Annotated in this window: 17 protein-coding genes; 13 read left to right on the top strand and 4 right to left on the bottom strand. The window is 67.7% G+C overall.

Annotation, left to right across the window (positions count from 1 at the left end; translation table 11 throughout):
• The first annotated feature begins 274 nt into the window (after positions 1–274).
• The 10 genes from Q7J26_RS15270 to Q7J26_RS15315 all read left to right on the top strand — a co-directional run bounded on the left by Q7J26_RS15270 (position 275) and on the right by Q7J26_RS15315 (position 9,701).
• Complete coding sequence (locus Q7J26_RS15270; RefSeq protein WP_304937241.1) at positions 275–472, top strand: Flp family type IVb pilin; 198 nt, start codon at positions 275–277, stop codon at positions 470–472.
• Between the two features lie 98 nt (positions 473–570).
• Entirely contained in the window at positions 571–762 is a 192-nt protein-coding gene (locus tag Q7J26_RS15275; protein WP_304937242.1) for a Flp family type IVb pilin, read from the top strand.
• A 50-nt stretch (positions 763–812) separates the two neighbouring features.
• Positions 813–1,319, top strand: coding sequence for a prepilin peptidase (locus Q7J26_RS15280; RefSeq protein ID WP_304937243.1), 507 nt, complete (start codon positions 813–815; stop codon positions 1,317–1,319).
• Positions 1,320–1,409: 90 nt separating this feature from the next.
• Positions 1,410–2,327, top strand: a complete 918-nt coding sequence (gene cpaB / locus Q7J26_RS15285) for a Flp pilus assembly protein CpaB (protein ID WP_304937244.1) — start codon at positions 1,410–1,412, stop codon at positions 2,325–2,327.
• Complete coding sequence (locus Q7J26_RS15290) at positions 2,324–3,853, top strand: type II and III secretion system protein family protein (RefSeq protein ID WP_304937245.1); 1,530 nt, start codon at positions 2,324–2,326, stop codon at positions 3,851–3,853. The genes cpaB and Q7J26_RS15290 overlap by 4 nt, the downstream gene beginning before the upstream one ends.
• A gap of 4 nt (positions 3,854–3,857) precedes the next feature.
• Positions 3,858–4,547, top strand: a complete 690-nt coding sequence (locus Q7J26_RS15295; RefSeq protein ID WP_304937246.1) for a CpaD family pilus assembly protein — start codon at positions 3,858–3,860, stop codon at positions 4,545–4,547.
• 4 nt (positions 4,548–4,551) lie between these two features.
• On the top strand, positions 4,552–6,084 hold the full coding sequence (locus Q7J26_RS15300) for a cellulose synthase operon protein YhjQ/BcsQ (RefSeq protein WP_304937247.1): 1,533 nt from the start codon (positions 4,552–4,554) through the stop codon (positions 6,082–6,084).
• Positions 6,085–6,087: 3 nt separating this feature from the next.
• Positions 6,088–7,725 (top strand): CpaF family protein, encoded by a 1,638-nt coding sequence (locus tag Q7J26_RS15305; RefSeq protein WP_304937248.1) that lies wholly within the window; start codon positions 6,088–6,090, stop codon positions 7,723–7,725.
• Between the two features lie 5 nt (positions 7,726–7,730).
• Positions 7,731–8,711 (top strand): type II secretion system F family protein, encoded by a 981-nt coding sequence (locus Q7J26_RS15310; protein WP_304937249.1) that lies wholly within the window; start codon positions 7,731–7,733, stop codon positions 8,709–8,711.
• 9 nt (positions 8,712–8,720) lie between these two features.
• Complete coding sequence (locus Q7J26_RS15315; protein WP_304937250.1) at positions 8,721–9,701, top strand: type II secretion system F family protein; 981 nt, start codon at positions 8,721–8,723, stop codon at positions 9,699–9,701.
• Positions 9,702–9,704: 3 nt separating this feature from the next.
• On the opposite strand, the gene Q7J26_RS15320 is transcribed toward Q7J26_RS15315, so the two are convergent.
• Complete coding sequence (locus Q7J26_RS15320) at positions 9,705–10,136, bottom strand: SRPBCC domain-containing protein (protein WP_304937251.1); 432 nt, start codon at positions 10,134–10,136, stop codon at positions 9,705–9,707.
• Positions 10,137–10,175: 39 nt separating this feature from the next.
• On the bottom strand, positions 10,176–10,526 hold the full coding sequence (locus Q7J26_RS15325; RefSeq protein ID WP_271165244.1) for a hypothetical protein: 351 nt from the start codon (positions 10,524–10,526) through the stop codon (positions 10,176–10,178).
• 87 nt (positions 10,527–10,613) lie between these two features.
• Between Q7J26_RS15325 and Q7J26_RS15330 the strand changes: the two genes are divergently transcribed.
• A complete protein-coding gene (locus tag Q7J26_RS15330) occupies positions 10,614–11,921 on the top strand; it encodes an amidohydrolase (protein WP_304937252.1) in 1,308 nt (435 codons plus the stop codon).
• A 34-nt stretch (positions 11,922–11,955) separates the two neighbouring features.
• On the opposite strand, the gene Q7J26_RS15335 is transcribed toward Q7J26_RS15330, so the two are convergent.
• Both Q7J26_RS15335 and dapE read right to left on the bottom strand, forming a co-directional pair.
• The gene (locus Q7J26_RS15335) at positions 11,956–12,519 is read right to left on the bottom strand and encodes a hypothetical protein (RefSeq protein WP_304937253.1); all 564 of its coding nucleotides are present in this window, start codon (positions 12,517–12,519) and stop codon (positions 11,956–11,958) included.
• A gap of 268 nt (positions 12,520–12,787) precedes the next feature.
• A complete protein-coding gene (dapE, locus tag Q7J26_RS15340; protein WP_304937254.1) occupies positions 12,788–13,975 on the bottom strand; it encodes a succinyl-diaminopimelate desuccinylase in 1,188 nt (395 codons plus the stop codon).
• A 42-nt stretch (positions 13,976–14,017) separates the two neighbouring features.
• Here dapE and Q7J26_RS15345 point away from each other — a divergent pair, with 42 nt between their 5' ends.
• The gene (locus Q7J26_RS15345; protein ID WP_304937255.1) at positions 14,018–14,494 is read left to right on the top strand and encodes a cupin domain-containing protein; all 477 of its coding nucleotides are present in this window, start codon (positions 14,018–14,020) and stop codon (positions 14,492–14,494) included.
• The gene (locus tag Q7J26_RS15350; RefSeq protein ID WP_304937256.1) at positions 14,491–15,744 is read left to right on the top strand and encodes an MFS transporter; all 1,254 of its coding nucleotides are present in this window, start codon (positions 14,491–14,493) and stop codon (positions 15,742–15,744) included. Before Q7J26_RS15345 ends, Q7J26_RS15350 begins: the two co-directional genes overlap by 4 nt.
• Positions 15,745–15,962 lie beyond the last annotated feature (218 nt).

Below are 15,962 nucleotides of genomic sequence, written 5' to 3' on the forward strand. Positions count from 1 at the left end.
CGGCGGCCAGGAGGGCGAAGGCGAGACGGGACATCGGCGGCTCTGAAACAAGGGCGCGCGTGAACGCGGACGCACGAAGTATGGGCGCAGTTTCCTCAACAAAGGCTGAAGCGTCTGGACGACAAATTTCTTTGGTGAATCCGTGCGTAACCAAGACTTATGACTCAGTATTAACGCGTATTGGGCATCTTCACCCTGCGTTCTGGGGGTCAAGCGGGCTACCGGCTCCCCCCGCCAAGTTGCTCGCTAGACAATTTTTCAAAGGGAACTGACCATGACCAAGTTCATCTCGCGTTTCGCTAAAGACGAATCCGGCGCCACCGCCATCGAATACGGCCTGATCGCCGCCCTGATGGCCGTCGCCATCATCAGCTGCCTGGCCGCCTTCGGTCCGGAAATGTTGGCCGCCTTCGATAACATCGGCACCACCATGTCCGACGCCGAAAGCACGGACATCACGGCCGGCGGCTAATCGCTGGGTCTAGCCCCAGCAACAGCCGGGGTATGATTTTGGGGGCCGGCTATTCCCATAGCCGGCCCCTTTCTGTTCAAGCCGAGAGAAGAGGGCCGATGGTCAGGGTTTCGCCAAAACGGTTTCGCCGCAATGAGTCTGGCGCAACCTCGATCGAATACGGGCTGATCGCCGCCCTGATGGCTGTGGTCGTCATCGCCGTGCTGGGCGCCTTCGGGCCGCACCTGAAGGCCGCCCTGCAGAATATCGGGACGGAAATGTCCGCTCCGCAGGACGTGACGACGAACTGAGGCGCGGCATGGAAACCCGGCCTTAAGGCCTGCGGGCGCAGGAGGAAGGCATGGACGTTCTGACCCTTCTCGCCCTCGCCGTCTGTCCGGCCCTGATGATCGTCGGCGGTCTTTACGACCTGACGACAATGAAGATTCCCAACTGGATTTCGCTGGCCCTGCTGGCCGGCTTCGTCCCGGCGGCCCTGCTGGTCGGCTTGGCCCCTGTCGATATTGCGATCCACTTCGGCGTCGGCCTGGCGGCCCTGGTCGTGGGCATGGGCCTGTTCGCCCTGAACTGGATCGGGGGCGGCGACGCCAAGCTGCTGGCTGCAGGCTGCCTCTGGATGGGGCTGATCGGGTCGCTGGTCTTCGTCCTTAACAGCGCGATCATCGGCGGCGTCTTCTGCCTGGCGCTGATCACGGCGCGCAAGCTCGCCCCCGCCTATCCGCATGCGCCCGAATGGGTCCGACGCCTGCTCGAGCCTGCGGGCGCTATTCCCTACGGCGTCGCCCTCGCCATCGGGGCCTTGATGACCCTTCCCTCGACCGCCCTGATTTCCACCTTCGCCGGATAGGCGACGAATGCGCCGTTTAGGACCGCATTAACCGGTTGCCGCCATGATCGTTAACGCAAGGCAGATTCCAGTACTGCCGGAGACCCATGGATGAAGCCCGCCCGGATCGCCGTTATCTGCATCGCCGCCGTCTCGGCCCTGGGGCTGGCGTTGGTCGTGCGCGCCATGGGCAATGGCGCCGAACCCGCCGCACCGGCCGCCGCCGCGTCGGTCGAGACCCGGCCCATGGCCAAGATCCTGGTGGCGGCCAAGGATCTCAAGCCTGGCCAGCGCCTGGCTGAGGCCGACCTCACCTGGAAAGACTGGCCGGTTGACGAGGTCAATCCGGCCTTCATCACCGACGGCTCGACCCCCATCCCCGCCAAGCCGGCCCCCGAAGGCGCCGGCGAAAAGGCCGGCGTAGCCGTTGAGCGGGTGGCTGAGGCCGCAGGTCAGCTGACCGGCCCCGGCGCCAAGTCCGACTATATCGGGTCCGTGGTGCGCGAACCCATCCTGGCCGGCGAGCCCATCGTCGGGCGCAAGATCGTGCGCGCCGGCGACAGCGGCTATATGGCCGCCTATCTGGAACCCGGCATGCGGGCCATGGCCATAGGCGTCACGGTCGAGTCGGCGGCCGGCGGCTTCATCCTGCCCGGCGACCGGGTCGATGTGGTCCTGACCGTCGCCACCGACACCGGCGGCGGCACGGTCGAGGGCGGCGCACAGAGCAAGTTTTCCTCGGCCACGGTCATGCAGAACGTGAAGGTCCTGGCCATTGATCAGTCGACGCGGGCGGGCGACGACGCCCAGGCCGTGGTCGGTGCGACCGCCACCCTGGAGGTGCGCCCCCAGGACGCGGTGCTTCTGGCCCAGGCCAAGTCGGCGGGCGAGCTTTCACTGTCTCTGCGGTCCTATGCGGACACCGCCGGCCCGTCCGGGGCGACGGGGGCGCCGAAGGCGGCCGCAGGCGCGCCCCATAGCGTCCGCGTCTATCGGGGCGGCGAACCCGAGGTGGTGACGACGCCATGAAGACCCCGACCGTGAGAAAGACCGCCCTGGCCCTCGCGCTGCTGGCCGGCCTGGCCGCTGCGCCTGCGGCCGGTCTGGCCCAGAGCCGGGCGGCCGTATCGATGGGCGCGGCCCCGCAGTTGATCAATCTTCCGCGCGGCACCTCCTTCGCCGTCGATCTGCCGGCGGATGCGCGCGACGTGATCGTGTCCAATCCGCAGGTGGCCGAGGCCATGCTGCATTCGCCGCGCCGGATCACCGTGATCGGCGTCGCACCGGGCGAGACCGACGCCGTCTTCCTGGACGCCGCCGGCCGCACCATCCTGAGCCTCCGGGTTCGGGTGGACGCCGGAACCAGCGCCCTGCAGGACACGCTGAGCCGCGTCGTTCCGGGCAGTCAGATCCATGCCGAGGCCGTCAATGACAGCGTGATCCTGACCGGGGTCGCGGCGTCGCCGGCCCAGGCCGCACAGGCCGCCCAGGTGGCCCGCGCCTTCGTCTCTGCGCCGGAAAAGGTGCTGAACATGATCAGCGTCGCCGGATCGGATCAGGTGACGCTGAAGGTCCGGGTGGTCGAGGTCCAGCGCAACACCCTGAAACAGCTGGGCTTCAGCACCGACATCCTGAAGGGGTCGGGCTCCCAATCCTATGGTTTCAGCCGGCCCACCACCTATGGCGTCAACGGCGCGGCGGCCGGCGGCAGCTCGCTATGTTACAATGAGACCGGCGGTCGGACCGGGAACGTCACCAATTCGAACTCGACGTCTGGCACCACCACGAGCGTCGTCGGTGGTCAGACCGTGACCGACGTCGTCAGCAACGTCGTTTCCACGGCCTTCCAAACCCTGACCGGCACCGATGCGACGGGGTGCCTTGAGGCCTTCGAGCGCGTGGGCCTGGCCCGCACCCTGGCCGAGCCGAACCTGACCTCTGTCAACGGCGAATCCGCCAACTTCCTGGCGGGCGGCGAATTTCCGCTGCCGACCGGGCGTGATGAAGACGGCAATATCACCGTGACCTACAAGCCCTATGGCGTGGGGCTGGCCTTCCGTCCGGTCGTGCTGTCCGGCGGCCGTATCTCCCTCCAGGTCAAGGTCGAGGTGTCGGAGTTGACCGACCAAGGCGGCTTCACCATCGGCGCAGGCACCGCCTCGTCCATCACCCTGCCGGGTCTGTCGGTTCGCCGCAGTGAAAACACCGTCGAAATGCCTTCGGGCGGTTCGATGATGATCGCGGGCCTGCTCCAGGAGAGCACGCGTCAGACGGTGGACTCGCTGCCCGGCGTCACCAATCTGCCGGTGCTGGGCGCGCTGTTCCGGTCGCGGGACTACCTGAACGGCGAGACCGAACTGGTCGTGATCGTTGAACCCTATATCGTCAGCCCCACCTCGCCCGACCGCATGCAGACGCCGGCCGACGGGCTGAGGATCGCCAGCGACTCGCAGACCCTTCTCTTCGGTCAGTTGAACCAGATCTACGGATCGCCCGCCCCCTCTGCTCAGCCTGGCGCCGTCTGGCAGGGCGCCGCCGGTTATGTGATCGAGTAAGCCGATGATCCGGACCTCCAAGGCGTTTGTCGCCACCCTGTTCCTGGCGGCCCCGGTTCTGGGGCTGGCCGGTTGTGTCGGCGGTCCCGCCAGCCTGGGCGGGCCGGCGCCCCTGACTCCGACCAGCCGTTATGCGCTTCAGGTCGAGGCCGGCCTGGATCGCATCGCCTTGGCCGTCCATGAAGAGGGTCTGTCGTCCAATCAGGTCGCCGCTCTGCGTGACCTCGCCCAGAGGTTCGCCGCGTCCGGCGCCGGAACGATCGTGATCGAGGCGCCGGCCGGAGGCGACCCCGTCGCCGTCAGGGCCGCGCATGACACACGGGCGGCCCTGGAGCGGGTCGGCCTGCCGTCAGAAAGCCTGCGCATGGTCAGCTATGCGGGGCCGGACCCGCGTGCGCCCGTCCTGGTCGGGTTTGAGACGGTCCGAGCCGCCGTGCCGCGCTGTGGAACGGCCTGGGGCAATCTGGGTCGGACGGGCGACAACCTGCCCAGCTCGAACTTCGGCTGCGCCGTCAGCGCCAATCTGGCGGCCCAGATCGCCGATCCCCGCGACATCAGCGCCCCGCGCGCAATGACGCCCGCCGATGCGGGCCGGCGCTCTGTGGTCTTCGACAACTATCGGGCCGGCCGGCAGACGGCCGCAGTCCCGGAGGCGGCGGTGACGAACGCGACCGTCTCGACAGCGGTGGACTAGGGTCATGACCACCGCCCCGCGCCCCTTCGAACCCTACGAAGACGGATTCGACGTCGATATGGATTTTTCGGAGCCGACCGCCTTCCCGGCGACGGCTGAACGGTCGCCGTTGCAGTTCACGGCTCCGGCGCCGGGTATTGCGCCTTCAGCTGTTCCGGCGGCCGTCGCCCCCGCCGCGCCAGGCTTCAATCCTGTCGGCGAAATCCTGGCCCAGGCGCAATCGACCCTGACGCCAGCCCCGGTGGAGGCCGCTACGCTGGCGCCCGCCATGGCGACCGGCCTGGCCCCCGCCAGCGCAATCGGCGAAGTGTCGGTGCCGCGCATCGCCATCCATGTCTTCGCCGAACGCCAGGACACCCTGGCGGCGGCCGAGCGCGCCGCCCAGGACAGACGCCTGTCGCGCGCCACGACCCAGATCCGCATCGGCGGCATCATGGCCGCTGTTGAGACCTATCACCACGAGCCGACGCCGCCCCTGATCATCGTCGAATGTCTGAAAGACCCCCAGACGCTGCTGTGGGAGGTCGACCAGCTGGCCGAGGTCTGCGACGCCGGCACCAAGGTCGTCGTCGTCGGTCCGACCAACGACATCCTGCTGTTCCGCGAACTGATGCGGCGCGGGGTCAGCGAATATCTGGTGGGGCCGCTGCAGCCCCTGCAGCTGATCGCGGCCATCGGCGGCCTGTTCAACGACCCGGCTCAGCCCTTCGTCGGCCGGTCCATCGCCTTTGTCGGGGCGCGGGGCGGGGCCGGAGCCTCGGCCGTGGCGCACAACACCGCCTATGCGATCTCGGAACGGATCGGCGCCAACACCGTCATCGTCGATTATGACCTGCCGTTCGGCACGGCCGGCCTGGACTTCAACCAGGATCCGCTGAGCGGCGTCGCCGACGCCCTGGGCCAGCCCGACCGGCTGGACTCGACCCTGCTGGACCGGATGATGGTCCGCTGCACCGACAAGCTGAGCCTGTTCGCCGCCCCCGCCACCCTGGACACCGACTGGGACATCTCGACCGAGGCCTTCGAGGAGGTGACGAACCGCATCCGCTCGACCGCGCCCTTCGTCGTTCTGGACCTGCCGCACCTGTGGTCGCCGTGGATGCGCCGCACCCTGATCAGCGCCGACGAGGTGGTGATCGTGGCGACGCCTGATCTGGCGGCCCTGCGCAACGCCAAGAACATGATGGACCTGATCCGTTCGGGCCGCCCGAACGACGCCCCGCCGCGCCTGGTGCTGAACCAGGTCGGGGTGCCCGGCCGTCCCGAGATTCCGGCCAAGGATTTCGGCGCGGCCCTGGGCGTTCATCCCAGCCTGATCATCCCTTTCGACGCCAAGACCTTCGGCGCGGCCGCCAACAACGGCCAGATGATCCTGGACGCGGGCGCCAAGACCAAGGCGGCCGAGGCCTTCCAGACCCTGGCCCAGATCGTGTCGCGCCGCGAAATCCCCGTGATCGCCGGACCCAAGGCCAAGCCGGGCAAGGCGGCGTCCACCGAGTCGAAGTCCATGTTCGCCTCCATGTTCAAGAAGCGCTGACGGGTGTTCGGCAAGCGCACAGGCCAGCCCGGCGTCGCGCCGGCGCCGATGCGTCCCGCCCCTGCGGGCGTCGCGGGCGCCGCGGCCGAGTTCGCCCCGCGACAGCCTGCGCCGGGCGTCCAGACCGAGGCCTTCGCCTTCGGCGGCGGCGCCGACTTCGAGCCCGCCGCTGAGGCCCCTGCCTCGGGTCAGGCCTATGCCCAACAGGACGCCAAGGCTGATCGCCTCGACGCCCTGGCGTCTCGCCCGACCCCTGAGGCCGCGTCTCCCGCCGCGCCGGGCGGCAAGCCTGCACCCGGCCCCAAGGCGACGGCCGGGTTCGAACAGCTGAAGAAGGCTCAGGCGGTCGCCGAGATCGTCCGGGAACAGAGCGACTATTACCACGCCACGAAGACCACCATCTTCAACGCGCTGATGAACACCATCGACCTGGCCCAGCTGGCTCAGCTGGACACCAAGGCCGCGTCGGAAGAAATCCGCGACATCGTCGCCGAACTGGTGGCGATCAAGAACGTCTCCATGTCGGTCGCCGAGCAGGAGCATCTGGTCCAGGACATCGTCAACGACGTCCTCGGCTACGGCCCGCTGGAGCCGCTGCTGGCCCGCGACGACATCGCCGACATCATGGTCAACGGCGCCGGGCGGGTGTTCATCGAGGTCGCCGGCAAGGTCCAGCTGACCAATGTCCGGTTCCGCGACAATGCGCAGCTGATGAACATCTGCCAGCGGATCGTGTCCCAGGTCGGCCGCCGCGTGGACGAAAGCAGCCCGATCTGCGACGCCCGTCTGCCGGACGGGTCGCGCGTCAACGTCATCGCCCCGCCTCTGGCGCTGGACGGCCCGACCCTGACGATCCGGAAGTTCAAGAAAGACAAGCTGACGATGAAGAATCTGGTGGACTACAAGTCCATCAGTCCCGAGGGCGCGCGCGTCCTGGGCGTCATCGGCGCCTCGCGCTGCAATATCGTCATCTCGGGCGGCACAGGCTCGGGCAAGACGACCCTGCTCAACACCCTGACGGCCTTCATCGACCCGACCGAGCGCGTCATCACCTGCGAAGACGCCGCCGAGCTTCAGCTGCAACAGCCGCATGTCGTGCGCCTGGAAACCCGGCCGCCGAACCTGGAGGGCCAGGGCACCATCACCATGCGCGACTTGGTGAAGAACTGTCTGCGGATGCGCCCCGAACGGATCATCGTCGGCGAGGTGCGCGGTCCCGAGGCCTTCGACCTGCTGCAGGCGATGAACACCGGCCACGACGGCTCCATGGGCACGCTTCACGCCAACTCCCCGCGCGAGGCCATCAGCCGGATGGAATCGATGATCACCATGGGCGGCTACGGCCTGCCGTCCAAGACCATCCGCGAGATGATCGTCGGTTCGGTCGACGTCATCATCCAGGCCGCGCGCTTGCGCGACGGCTCGCGCCGGATCACCCACATCACCGAGGTGGTCGGGCTGGAGGGCGACGTGATCGTGACCCAGGACCTGTTCGTCTACGACATCACCGGCGAGGACGAGCACGGCAAGGTCGTGGGCCGCCACCGTTCGACCGGCATCGCCCGCCCGCGCTTCTGGGACCGCGCCCGCTATTACGGCCTGGAGCGGGAACTGGCCGACGCCCTGGACGCGGCGGAGTAGGGGCAATGCTGCCGATCCTCGCCGCTATCCTGGCCTTCATCACCATCGGCGGCCTGGGCTGGGTCTTCGTCGGCGGCGACGATTCCACCGACCAGGCGGTCAAGCGGGCCCAGAATCTGGGCGACGGCCAACGCAAGGCCGCGACCGCGCGCAAGGCGGCGGCCGCCGCCAATACGCCCGAGGCGCGCCGTAAACAGATCATGGCCCAGCTTCAGGAAGCCGAGCGTCGCGAGCGCAAGGTGCGGGCCAATGTGTCCGCCAAGCTGAAGCAAGCCGGGCTGACCATCAGTGTCCGGACGTTCTATATCGCCAGCGCGGTGGTCGGGCTGGTGGTCGCCGTCGCCGCCTTGGCCTTCGGTCTCCATGTGCTGCTGGTCCTGGGCGTCGGAATCATCGCCGGCCTGGGTCTGCCGCGATGGGTGCTCGGCTTCCTGGCCAAGGCCCGGATTAAGAAGTTCTCGCTGGAGTTTCCCAATGCGGTGGACGTGATCGTTCGCGGCATCAAGTCGGGCCTGCCCATCCACGAGTGTTTCAAGATCATCGCCCGCGAGAGCCCGGCCCCCCTCGGCCCGGCCTTCAAGAAACTGGTCGAGGCCCTGGGCGTCGGCATGACGCTGGAGCAGGCGCTGGACAAGATGTTCGAACAGATGCCGACGCCGGAGCTGCGGTTCTTCACCATCGTCATCGCCATCCAGCAGAAGACGGGCGGCAATCTGGCTGAGGCCCTGGGCAATCTGTCGACGGTGCTGCGCGCCCGGCGGATGATGGGAGAGAAGGTCAAGGCCATGTCGTCCGAAGCCCTGGCCTCGGCCGGCATCATCGCCTCGCTGCCGCCCGTCGTCATGGGCATGGTGATGATCACCAGCCCCAGCTACATGATGTCGCTGTTCACCGATATTCGCGGCAATTTCCTGCTGCTTGTTGCGGCCGCCCTGATGGGCATCGGCGTCTTCGTGATGAAGCGCATGATCTCGTTCAAGATCTGAGGCGGGACCATGGACGCCTTGATCCGTTTCATCACTGATCCGCAGAACCTGCTCAGCCTGGGCGTGGGGGTTCTGGTCTTCGCCACCGTGCTGACCCTGCTGTCGTCCCTGACCGGCGGGGTCAATCTGGACAAGCGGATGAAGGCGGTGTCGGAACGACGCGACGAGCTGAAGCGCCGATCACGCGCGGCCATCCACGCCGGGCCCGGCGGACTGCGCCACACCGACGACCAAGGCTTCAAGAAGCGGGTCGTGGACCGGCTGAACCTGACCAAGATGCTGGAGGACCCCAAGGTGGCGGAACAGATGGCCCAGGCGGGCTATCGCGGGCCGCGTCCCTTGACCACCTTCTACTTCTTCCGCTTCGCCTCGCCCTTCGTCTTCTTCCTGGTCGTCGCCTTCTACATGTTCGTGATCAAGGTCGTGGACTGGCCCACGATGACCAAGGTCACGGCCTGTATGGCGGCCGCCGTGGCGGGCTTCTATACGCCCAACCTGTTCCTGACCAATCGGATCAGCAAGCGTCGCGCCTCGATCATGGATGCGTTTCCGGACGCCCTGGATCTGCTGCTGATCTGCGTCGAGGCGGGCATGTCGATCGAGGCGGCCATCGCCAAGGTCAGCCAGGAGATCGGCACGTCGTCCATCGACCTGGCCGAGGAACTGTCGCTGCTGTCGGCCGAGCTCAGCTATCTGCCCGACCGCCGTATGGCCTATGAGAACCTGGGCAAGCGAACCAATCATCCCGGCGTCAAATCCGTCGCCGTGGCCATGACCCAGGCCGAGACCTACGGCACGCCCCTGTCCACGGCCTTGCGGGTCATGGCCAAGGAGAACCGCGAGCTGCGTCTGTCGGCGGCCGAGAAGAAGGCCTCGGCCCTGCCGGCCCAGCTGACGGTGCCGATGATCCTGTTCTTCCTGCCGGTCCTGTTCATCGTCATCCTGGGGCCGGCGGTTCTGAACATCATGGACACGATGGCCAAGGGCTGAAGGTCAGGCCTCGGCCGCCGCCTTCAGTCCGTCCACGATCGTCTGATGGGCGTCGCGCAGGCCGATCCTGTGCTTGTCATGGAACAGCTCGCCCCTCAGGCCGGCGAAGCTGTGGCCCGAGGTGATGATGCAGCTGCCCTTGTCCAGCTCCTCGATGTCGATGTAGCGCAGGGTGCGGAACAGGAAGCCCCGGTTCTCGGTCCAGACCAGCCGCACATAGGGCCGCCAGTCGGCGATGCGGGCCACGACCGCGCGCTCCGGCTGGTCGGGAAAGACCTCGGTCATCGTCAACTGGCCGCCGAAGGCGATGGCGCCCGCGACCTCGGTCTCGTGCGGATTCCAGTCGGGCCAGCGCGACAGGTCCGAGACCAGTTCCCAGAGCCGGTCGGAGGTGGCGCGCACGCCGGCGCGTTTCTCGATCTTCGCATCATCCATTCCGCCGATCTGGCACGGCTCGGCGCCGGAAGGAAGGCCTCAGTCGGGCGTGACCACCTTCAGCCGCCGGCCGTCGTCCAGCCCCAGCCGCGTCTTGACCTCGAACAGGTCGGCGCCGGCCGGGATGATCAGCAGTTTCTTGGGATGGGCGGCGTTGACGGCCACCACCCCGCCCTTGGGGCAGATGTCGAAACAGTCGGTCCCCGCCACGGTCAGCGCGCCCTTGCGCCCCTTCTTGCCCTTCTTCAGGTGCAGATATTTGCGCAGGGCCTTCTTCAGGGTCAGATCGCCGTCCGGCCCGAACCCGCCGTCCAGCTTCTTCGAGCATTTGCGGCACACCAGCACAACGTCGCGCCACTCGGTCGTCGTGCTCTTGATCGGCTTGGCCATGATTCGAGTGTCGCCGAGCGATGGGCGTTGCACAAGCGGCCCCGGCGCCCCCATCCTGCGTCTGTCACGATTTCACGGGATGATCACATGCGCCGCCTGTTCGCCGTCTCCACCCTGACGCTGTTGCTCGCGGCGGGCGCCGCCCAGGCTCAGGTCGCAGCGGCGACCGTGGACGCCGCCGTCCAGCGCGTGACGCCCCAGGTGGTCGAATGGCGCCGCGACTTCCACCAGCATCCCGAACTGGGCTTCGCCGAGACCCGCTCGGCCGCCGTCATCGCCGAGCATCTGCGGTCCCTGGGGCTGGAGGTCCGCACCGGGGTCGGCAAGACCGGCGTCGTCGGCGTCCTGCGCGGAGCCCGTCCGGGCCGGGTCGTGGCCCTGCGCGCCGACATGGACGCCCTGCCGGTGCAGGAGGCCACGGGCCTGGACTTCGCCTCCACCGCCACCGGCACATATATGGGCAATACGGTTCCCGTGGCCCACGCCTGCGGCCACGATATGCACATGGCCATGTTGATGGGGGCGGCCCAGGTTCTGGCCGGGATGAAGGATCAGATCGCCGGCACGGTGGTCTTCGTCTTCCAGCCGGCGGAGGAGGGCGCCCCTCCCGGCGAGCCCAAGGGCGGCGCCGCCCTGATGATCGCCGAGGGCGCGCTGAACGATCCCAAGCCCGAGGCCATCTTCGGCCTGCACGTCGTGCCCGGCCGTCCGGGCAGCGTCTTCTACCGCCCCGAAGGCTTCATGGCCGCCTCGGACCGGGTCGATATCGTGCTGAAGGGCAAGCAGACCCACGGCGCCTGGCCCTGGCGCGGCGTGGATGTGATCGCGGTGGCCGGCCAGGTGATCGAGACGGTCAACACCCTGACCGCCCGCACGGTCGATCCGACCACCACCCCGACGGTCTTCACCATCGCCACCCTGAACGCCGGCGTCCGCTATAATATCATCCCCGACAGCGCGACCCTGTCGGGCACCCTGCGCACCTTCGACGTCGCCCAGCGCGACGCCCTGGTCGCCCGGGCCGAGACCGCCATCGACCATGTCGCCGCCGCATACGGCGCCACCGCCGAGTTCGGCGTCAAACAGAACGCCGCCCTGGTCTTCAACGACCCCGGCCTGTCCGCCTGGCTGGCCCCGGTCCTGACCGAGGCGGCCGGCGCCGGAAACGTCAACCCCGCCACGCCCCCGACCACGGTGGCCGAGGACTTCAGCTATTTCCAGCAGGCGATCCCCGGCGTCTTTTACCATCTTGGGGCCAGTCCTGACGGCGTGGACCCCGCCCAGTCCGCGCCGAACCATTCGCCGGAGTTCTCACCGAACGAGAAGGTCCTGCCGCTGGGGGTGAAGACGCACGTGCTGACCGCCCTGCGGTTCTTGGAGCGCCCGAAGGACTGAGGCTACAGTTTCGCGTCACACGTCGACCGCCCGCTCAGGCCGCAGCAGGCGCCTCGCCGGACCAACAGGAGGTCAGCGTCGAGCGGAGATCTTCCGCCCATGTGCCCAGCGGGTTTCCGACATTTACGGAAAAGCTCATGTGGTAGCCGTTCGTGTACTCGCGATCTTGCCAACGCGGCCAAAGGGACCAAAGAGTATAGGTGACTCCGTCATGCACCATCTTTGGCATCTCCTCATGATCGCCGACACCCGGCACGTTCAGCAACGGCGGCGTGATGTCTTCCATTTGCGCCACTGTGGTTTCCAAGCCTGCGCAGCTCTGCGATGAAGCCCACAGAACCTCGCTCGTGTTGCGCTCGTGTTTGGCCACAGCGATGCCGCGACGGCGGTTGGCTTGGCCATAGGGCGCGTCCCAATAGACGTAGATGCCCAAGACCTCGGAAGGGCTGCCGAACGCCCCGTCTACAGAAAGCACCGCGAATGGAGTGGCCTCGCCGAGCTTCAGATCCGTTGCGGCGACCTCTGGCGCGTCTAGCCTGGGGTGAGTTGGCTCAGCCGACGGACCGGCGATCAGCGCCGCTAAGGCAAAGATCATCATCGTAGGTTCTCCATGCGAAAAGCAACGTCTCAGCCTCTATTAAGGCAATGAGCTTCCCATCCCAATTCCGCAATCAAACCTTCGCCCTATCAACCCGCTATCGCCCGCAAACGCTCCTCAACCCACCACGCCCCGAAACCGTGCGACATTCCTCGTCCGGTCTTTGACAATCCAATCCACCACACCCCGCGCTTCGGCCTCTTCGCGCGCGAAATAGACGAAAATAGACTCATTCTTTTTTGCAGTGGATTGAGTCTATTTCCCCGCCTCACAACCTCTCGAACACCGTCTCGATCACCCGCCGATAGACCGCCGTCAGAGTCTCCAGCTCCGCCACCGGCACCCGTTCGTCGATCTGGTGCATGGTCTGGCCGACCAGGCCCAGTTCCAGCACCGGGCACAGGGCGCGGATGAAGCGGGCGTCGGAGGTGCCGCCGGTGGTCGAGGCCTCGGGGCGGCGGCCGGCGACGGCCTCGACCGCGTCCTGCACCGCCGCGACGAAGACGCCCGGCTCGGTCAGGAAGGCCTCGCCCGAACACAAGTGCTCCAGGCGGATCTGCAGCCCGGTCTCGGCCTGGATAGCGCCGGCCTCGCGGTTCAGCCAGTCGATCAGGCCGTCGCCCGTATGGCTGGGGTTGAAGCGGATATTCAGCCGCGCCCTGGCCTCGGCCGGAATGATGTTGGTCGCCGGATTGCCGATGTCGATGCTGGTGATCTCCAGGTTCGACGGCGGGAAGCCCTCATAGCCGTCGTCCAGCACATGATCGTTCAGCCGCGCCATCAGCCTGGCGATCACCGGCGCCGGATTGGCCGCCCGTTCCGGATAGGCGACGTGGCCCTGTTTGCCCTTGACCGTGATCCAGGTGTTCAGCGAGCCGCGCCGCCCGACCTTGATCATGTCGCCCAGGTGCTGCGACGACGACGGTTCCCCCACCACGCAGGCGTCGATCACCTCGCCCTCGGCTATCAGGGTCTCGACCACCCGTTTGGTGCCGTGAAGCGCCGGGCCTTCCTCGTCGCCAGTGATCAGGAAGGAGAGGGAGCCCACAACCTCTCCCTCGGCCAGCACCTGGGAAACGGCGGCGACCCAAGCGGCGATCCCGCCCTTCATGTCCACCGCGCCCCGGCCGTATAGCAGGCCGTCCCTGACCTCGGCGGTGAAGGGCTGCGACGACCACTGCTCCGACGGGCCGGTCGGCACCACGTCCGTATGGCCGGCGAAGCACAGGTTGGGCGAGGCGGTGCCGCGCCGCGCGTACAGGTTCTCGATCCGCGCATGGACCCCTTCGCCCCCCGGCCCCTCGAAGGCCAGCCGGCGGCAGGTGAAGCCCAGGGCCGTCAGATGGCGTTCCAGCACGTCCATGGCCCCTTCGTCGGCGGGGGTGACGGACGGAATACGGATCAGGTCGCGGGTCAGTTCGACAGGATCGATCACAGGAGTTGATGCGCGGCTCATGCGCCTATGCTTTACGGACATCGCGTCACGGCGAGAAGTCCCATGCCCAAGATCGACATCGACAGCGCGCCGAGAGGCGACGGCACGACCTATCCCGACGAATTCGCCGGCCCCTGCCTGTCGCGCCGCCGCTGGAAGCTGGGCGATGCGGCGGGCCTGACCCAGTTCGGCGCCAACCTGCTGCGCCTGCCCGACGGCGCCTGGTCCAGCCAGCGGCACTGGCACGAAGCCGAGGACGAGTTCGTCATGGTGGTCGAGGGCGAGGTCGTCCTGATCGAGGACGACGGGGAGACGGTGCTGCGCGCCGGCGACTGCGCCGGCTTCAAGGCCGGCGTCCCCAACGGCCATCGGATCGAGAACCGATCCGGCGGCGACGCGGTTCTGCTGGAGGTCGGCACGCGCAGCCCGACCGTGACGGCCTGCGACTATCCCGATATCGACATGGTCCTGCCTGCGGGCGCGGACCGCTACTTCCACCGCGACGGTTCGCCCTATCCGAAACAGTCCAGACGCACGTGACCTCAGACTCTCCTGACACCGCCCCTTCCAGCCCGTGGGGCATCCGCGATTTCCGCCTTCTGTGGTTCGGCCGCGTGGTCGCGGTCCTGGCGATCCAGATCCAGTCCTCGGCCCTGTTGTGGCAGGTGTATGAGATCGCGCGGCGCGACCACCCGATCGAACAGGCCAGCCTGTATCTGGGTCTGGTCGGCCTGTGTCAGTTCCTGCCGCTGCTGGCCTTCACCCTGCCCGCCGGAGCCATGGCCGACCGGCGCGATCGCAAGCGCACGGTGTGGATCTCCATCCTGGTCGAGGCCGCCTGTGCGGGCTCCTTCCTGGCCATGGCCCTGCACGGGGCGCCGCCCCTGTGGGGGCTGCTGGCGGTCGCGGCCCTGTTCGGCGCGGCGCGAGCCTTCCTGGCGCCGGCCAGCCAGGCCTTCCTGCCGATGGTGGTGGGGCGCAAGGCCCTGCCGCCCGCCATCGCCGCCCAGTCCATCGCCTTCCAGACCGGGGCCATCGCCGGCCCGGCCCTGGGCGGGGTGATCGTGGGGGTCAATGTGCCCCTGGCCTATGCGGTTGCTCTGGGCATGTTCCTGCTGGCCGTGGCGGCCTTCCTGCTGATCCGCACCAGCGGCAAGCCCGCGCCCCAGGCCAATCCTCTGTCGCCCATCGACTCGGTCAAGGAGGGCCTCGCCTATGTCTGGCAGACCAAGATCGTCCTGGGCGCCATTTCGCTGGACCTGGTCGTGGTCCTCTTCGCCGGCGTGGCCCTGCTGACGCCGATCTTTGCGCGCGACATCCTCCATGTCGGGCCCCAGGGGTTCGGCCTTTTGCGGGCCTCGTTCGGGGTCGGCGCCATGGCGGTGGCCATTTACCTGAGCCGCTACCCCATTGTGCGGCACGGCGGCCGCTGGATGTTCGCGGCTGTGGCGGTGTTCGGCCTGTGCACCCTGACCTTCGGCCTGTCCAAGATCGTCTGGCTCAGCGCCCTGGCCCTGCTGATCGGCGGGGGCGCGGACATGATCAGCGTCAACATCCGCCAGACCCTGATCCAGCTGGCCACGCCTGACCATATGCGCGGCCGGGTCTCGTCGGTTTCCATGCTGTTCATCGGCGCCTCGAACGAACTGGGCGAGGCCTATTCCGGGGTCATGGTCCGGCTGCTGGGCGCGGTCGGGGCGGCGGTGTTCGGCGGCTTCGGGGCGCTGGCGGCGACGGGGGCGTGGTCGGCGATGTTCCCGGGGCTGCGGAAGGCGGACAGGCTGACGTGAAGTCTCCGTCTCTCCCTCCCCCTGCGGGGGAGGGGCGTCGCGTAGCGACGGGGTGGGGGCGGCCAGGCGACGACTCACGGACTTGATCGGGCGAGGCCTGCGACGCGTCGCCCGGCCTGCCCCACCCGTCTTCGCCTGCGGCTCAGCCCTCCCCCGCAGGGGAGGGAGAGGTTTGTGGCTCACCACACCTTGAAATGCTTCGACAGCTTCAGGCCCTG

The sequence above is a fragment of the Brevundimonas sp. genome (assembly GCF_030656255.1).
In the GTDB taxonomy this organism is placed as follows: Bacteria; Pseudomonadota; Alphaproteobacteria; order Caulobacterales; family Caulobacteraceae; genus Brevundimonas.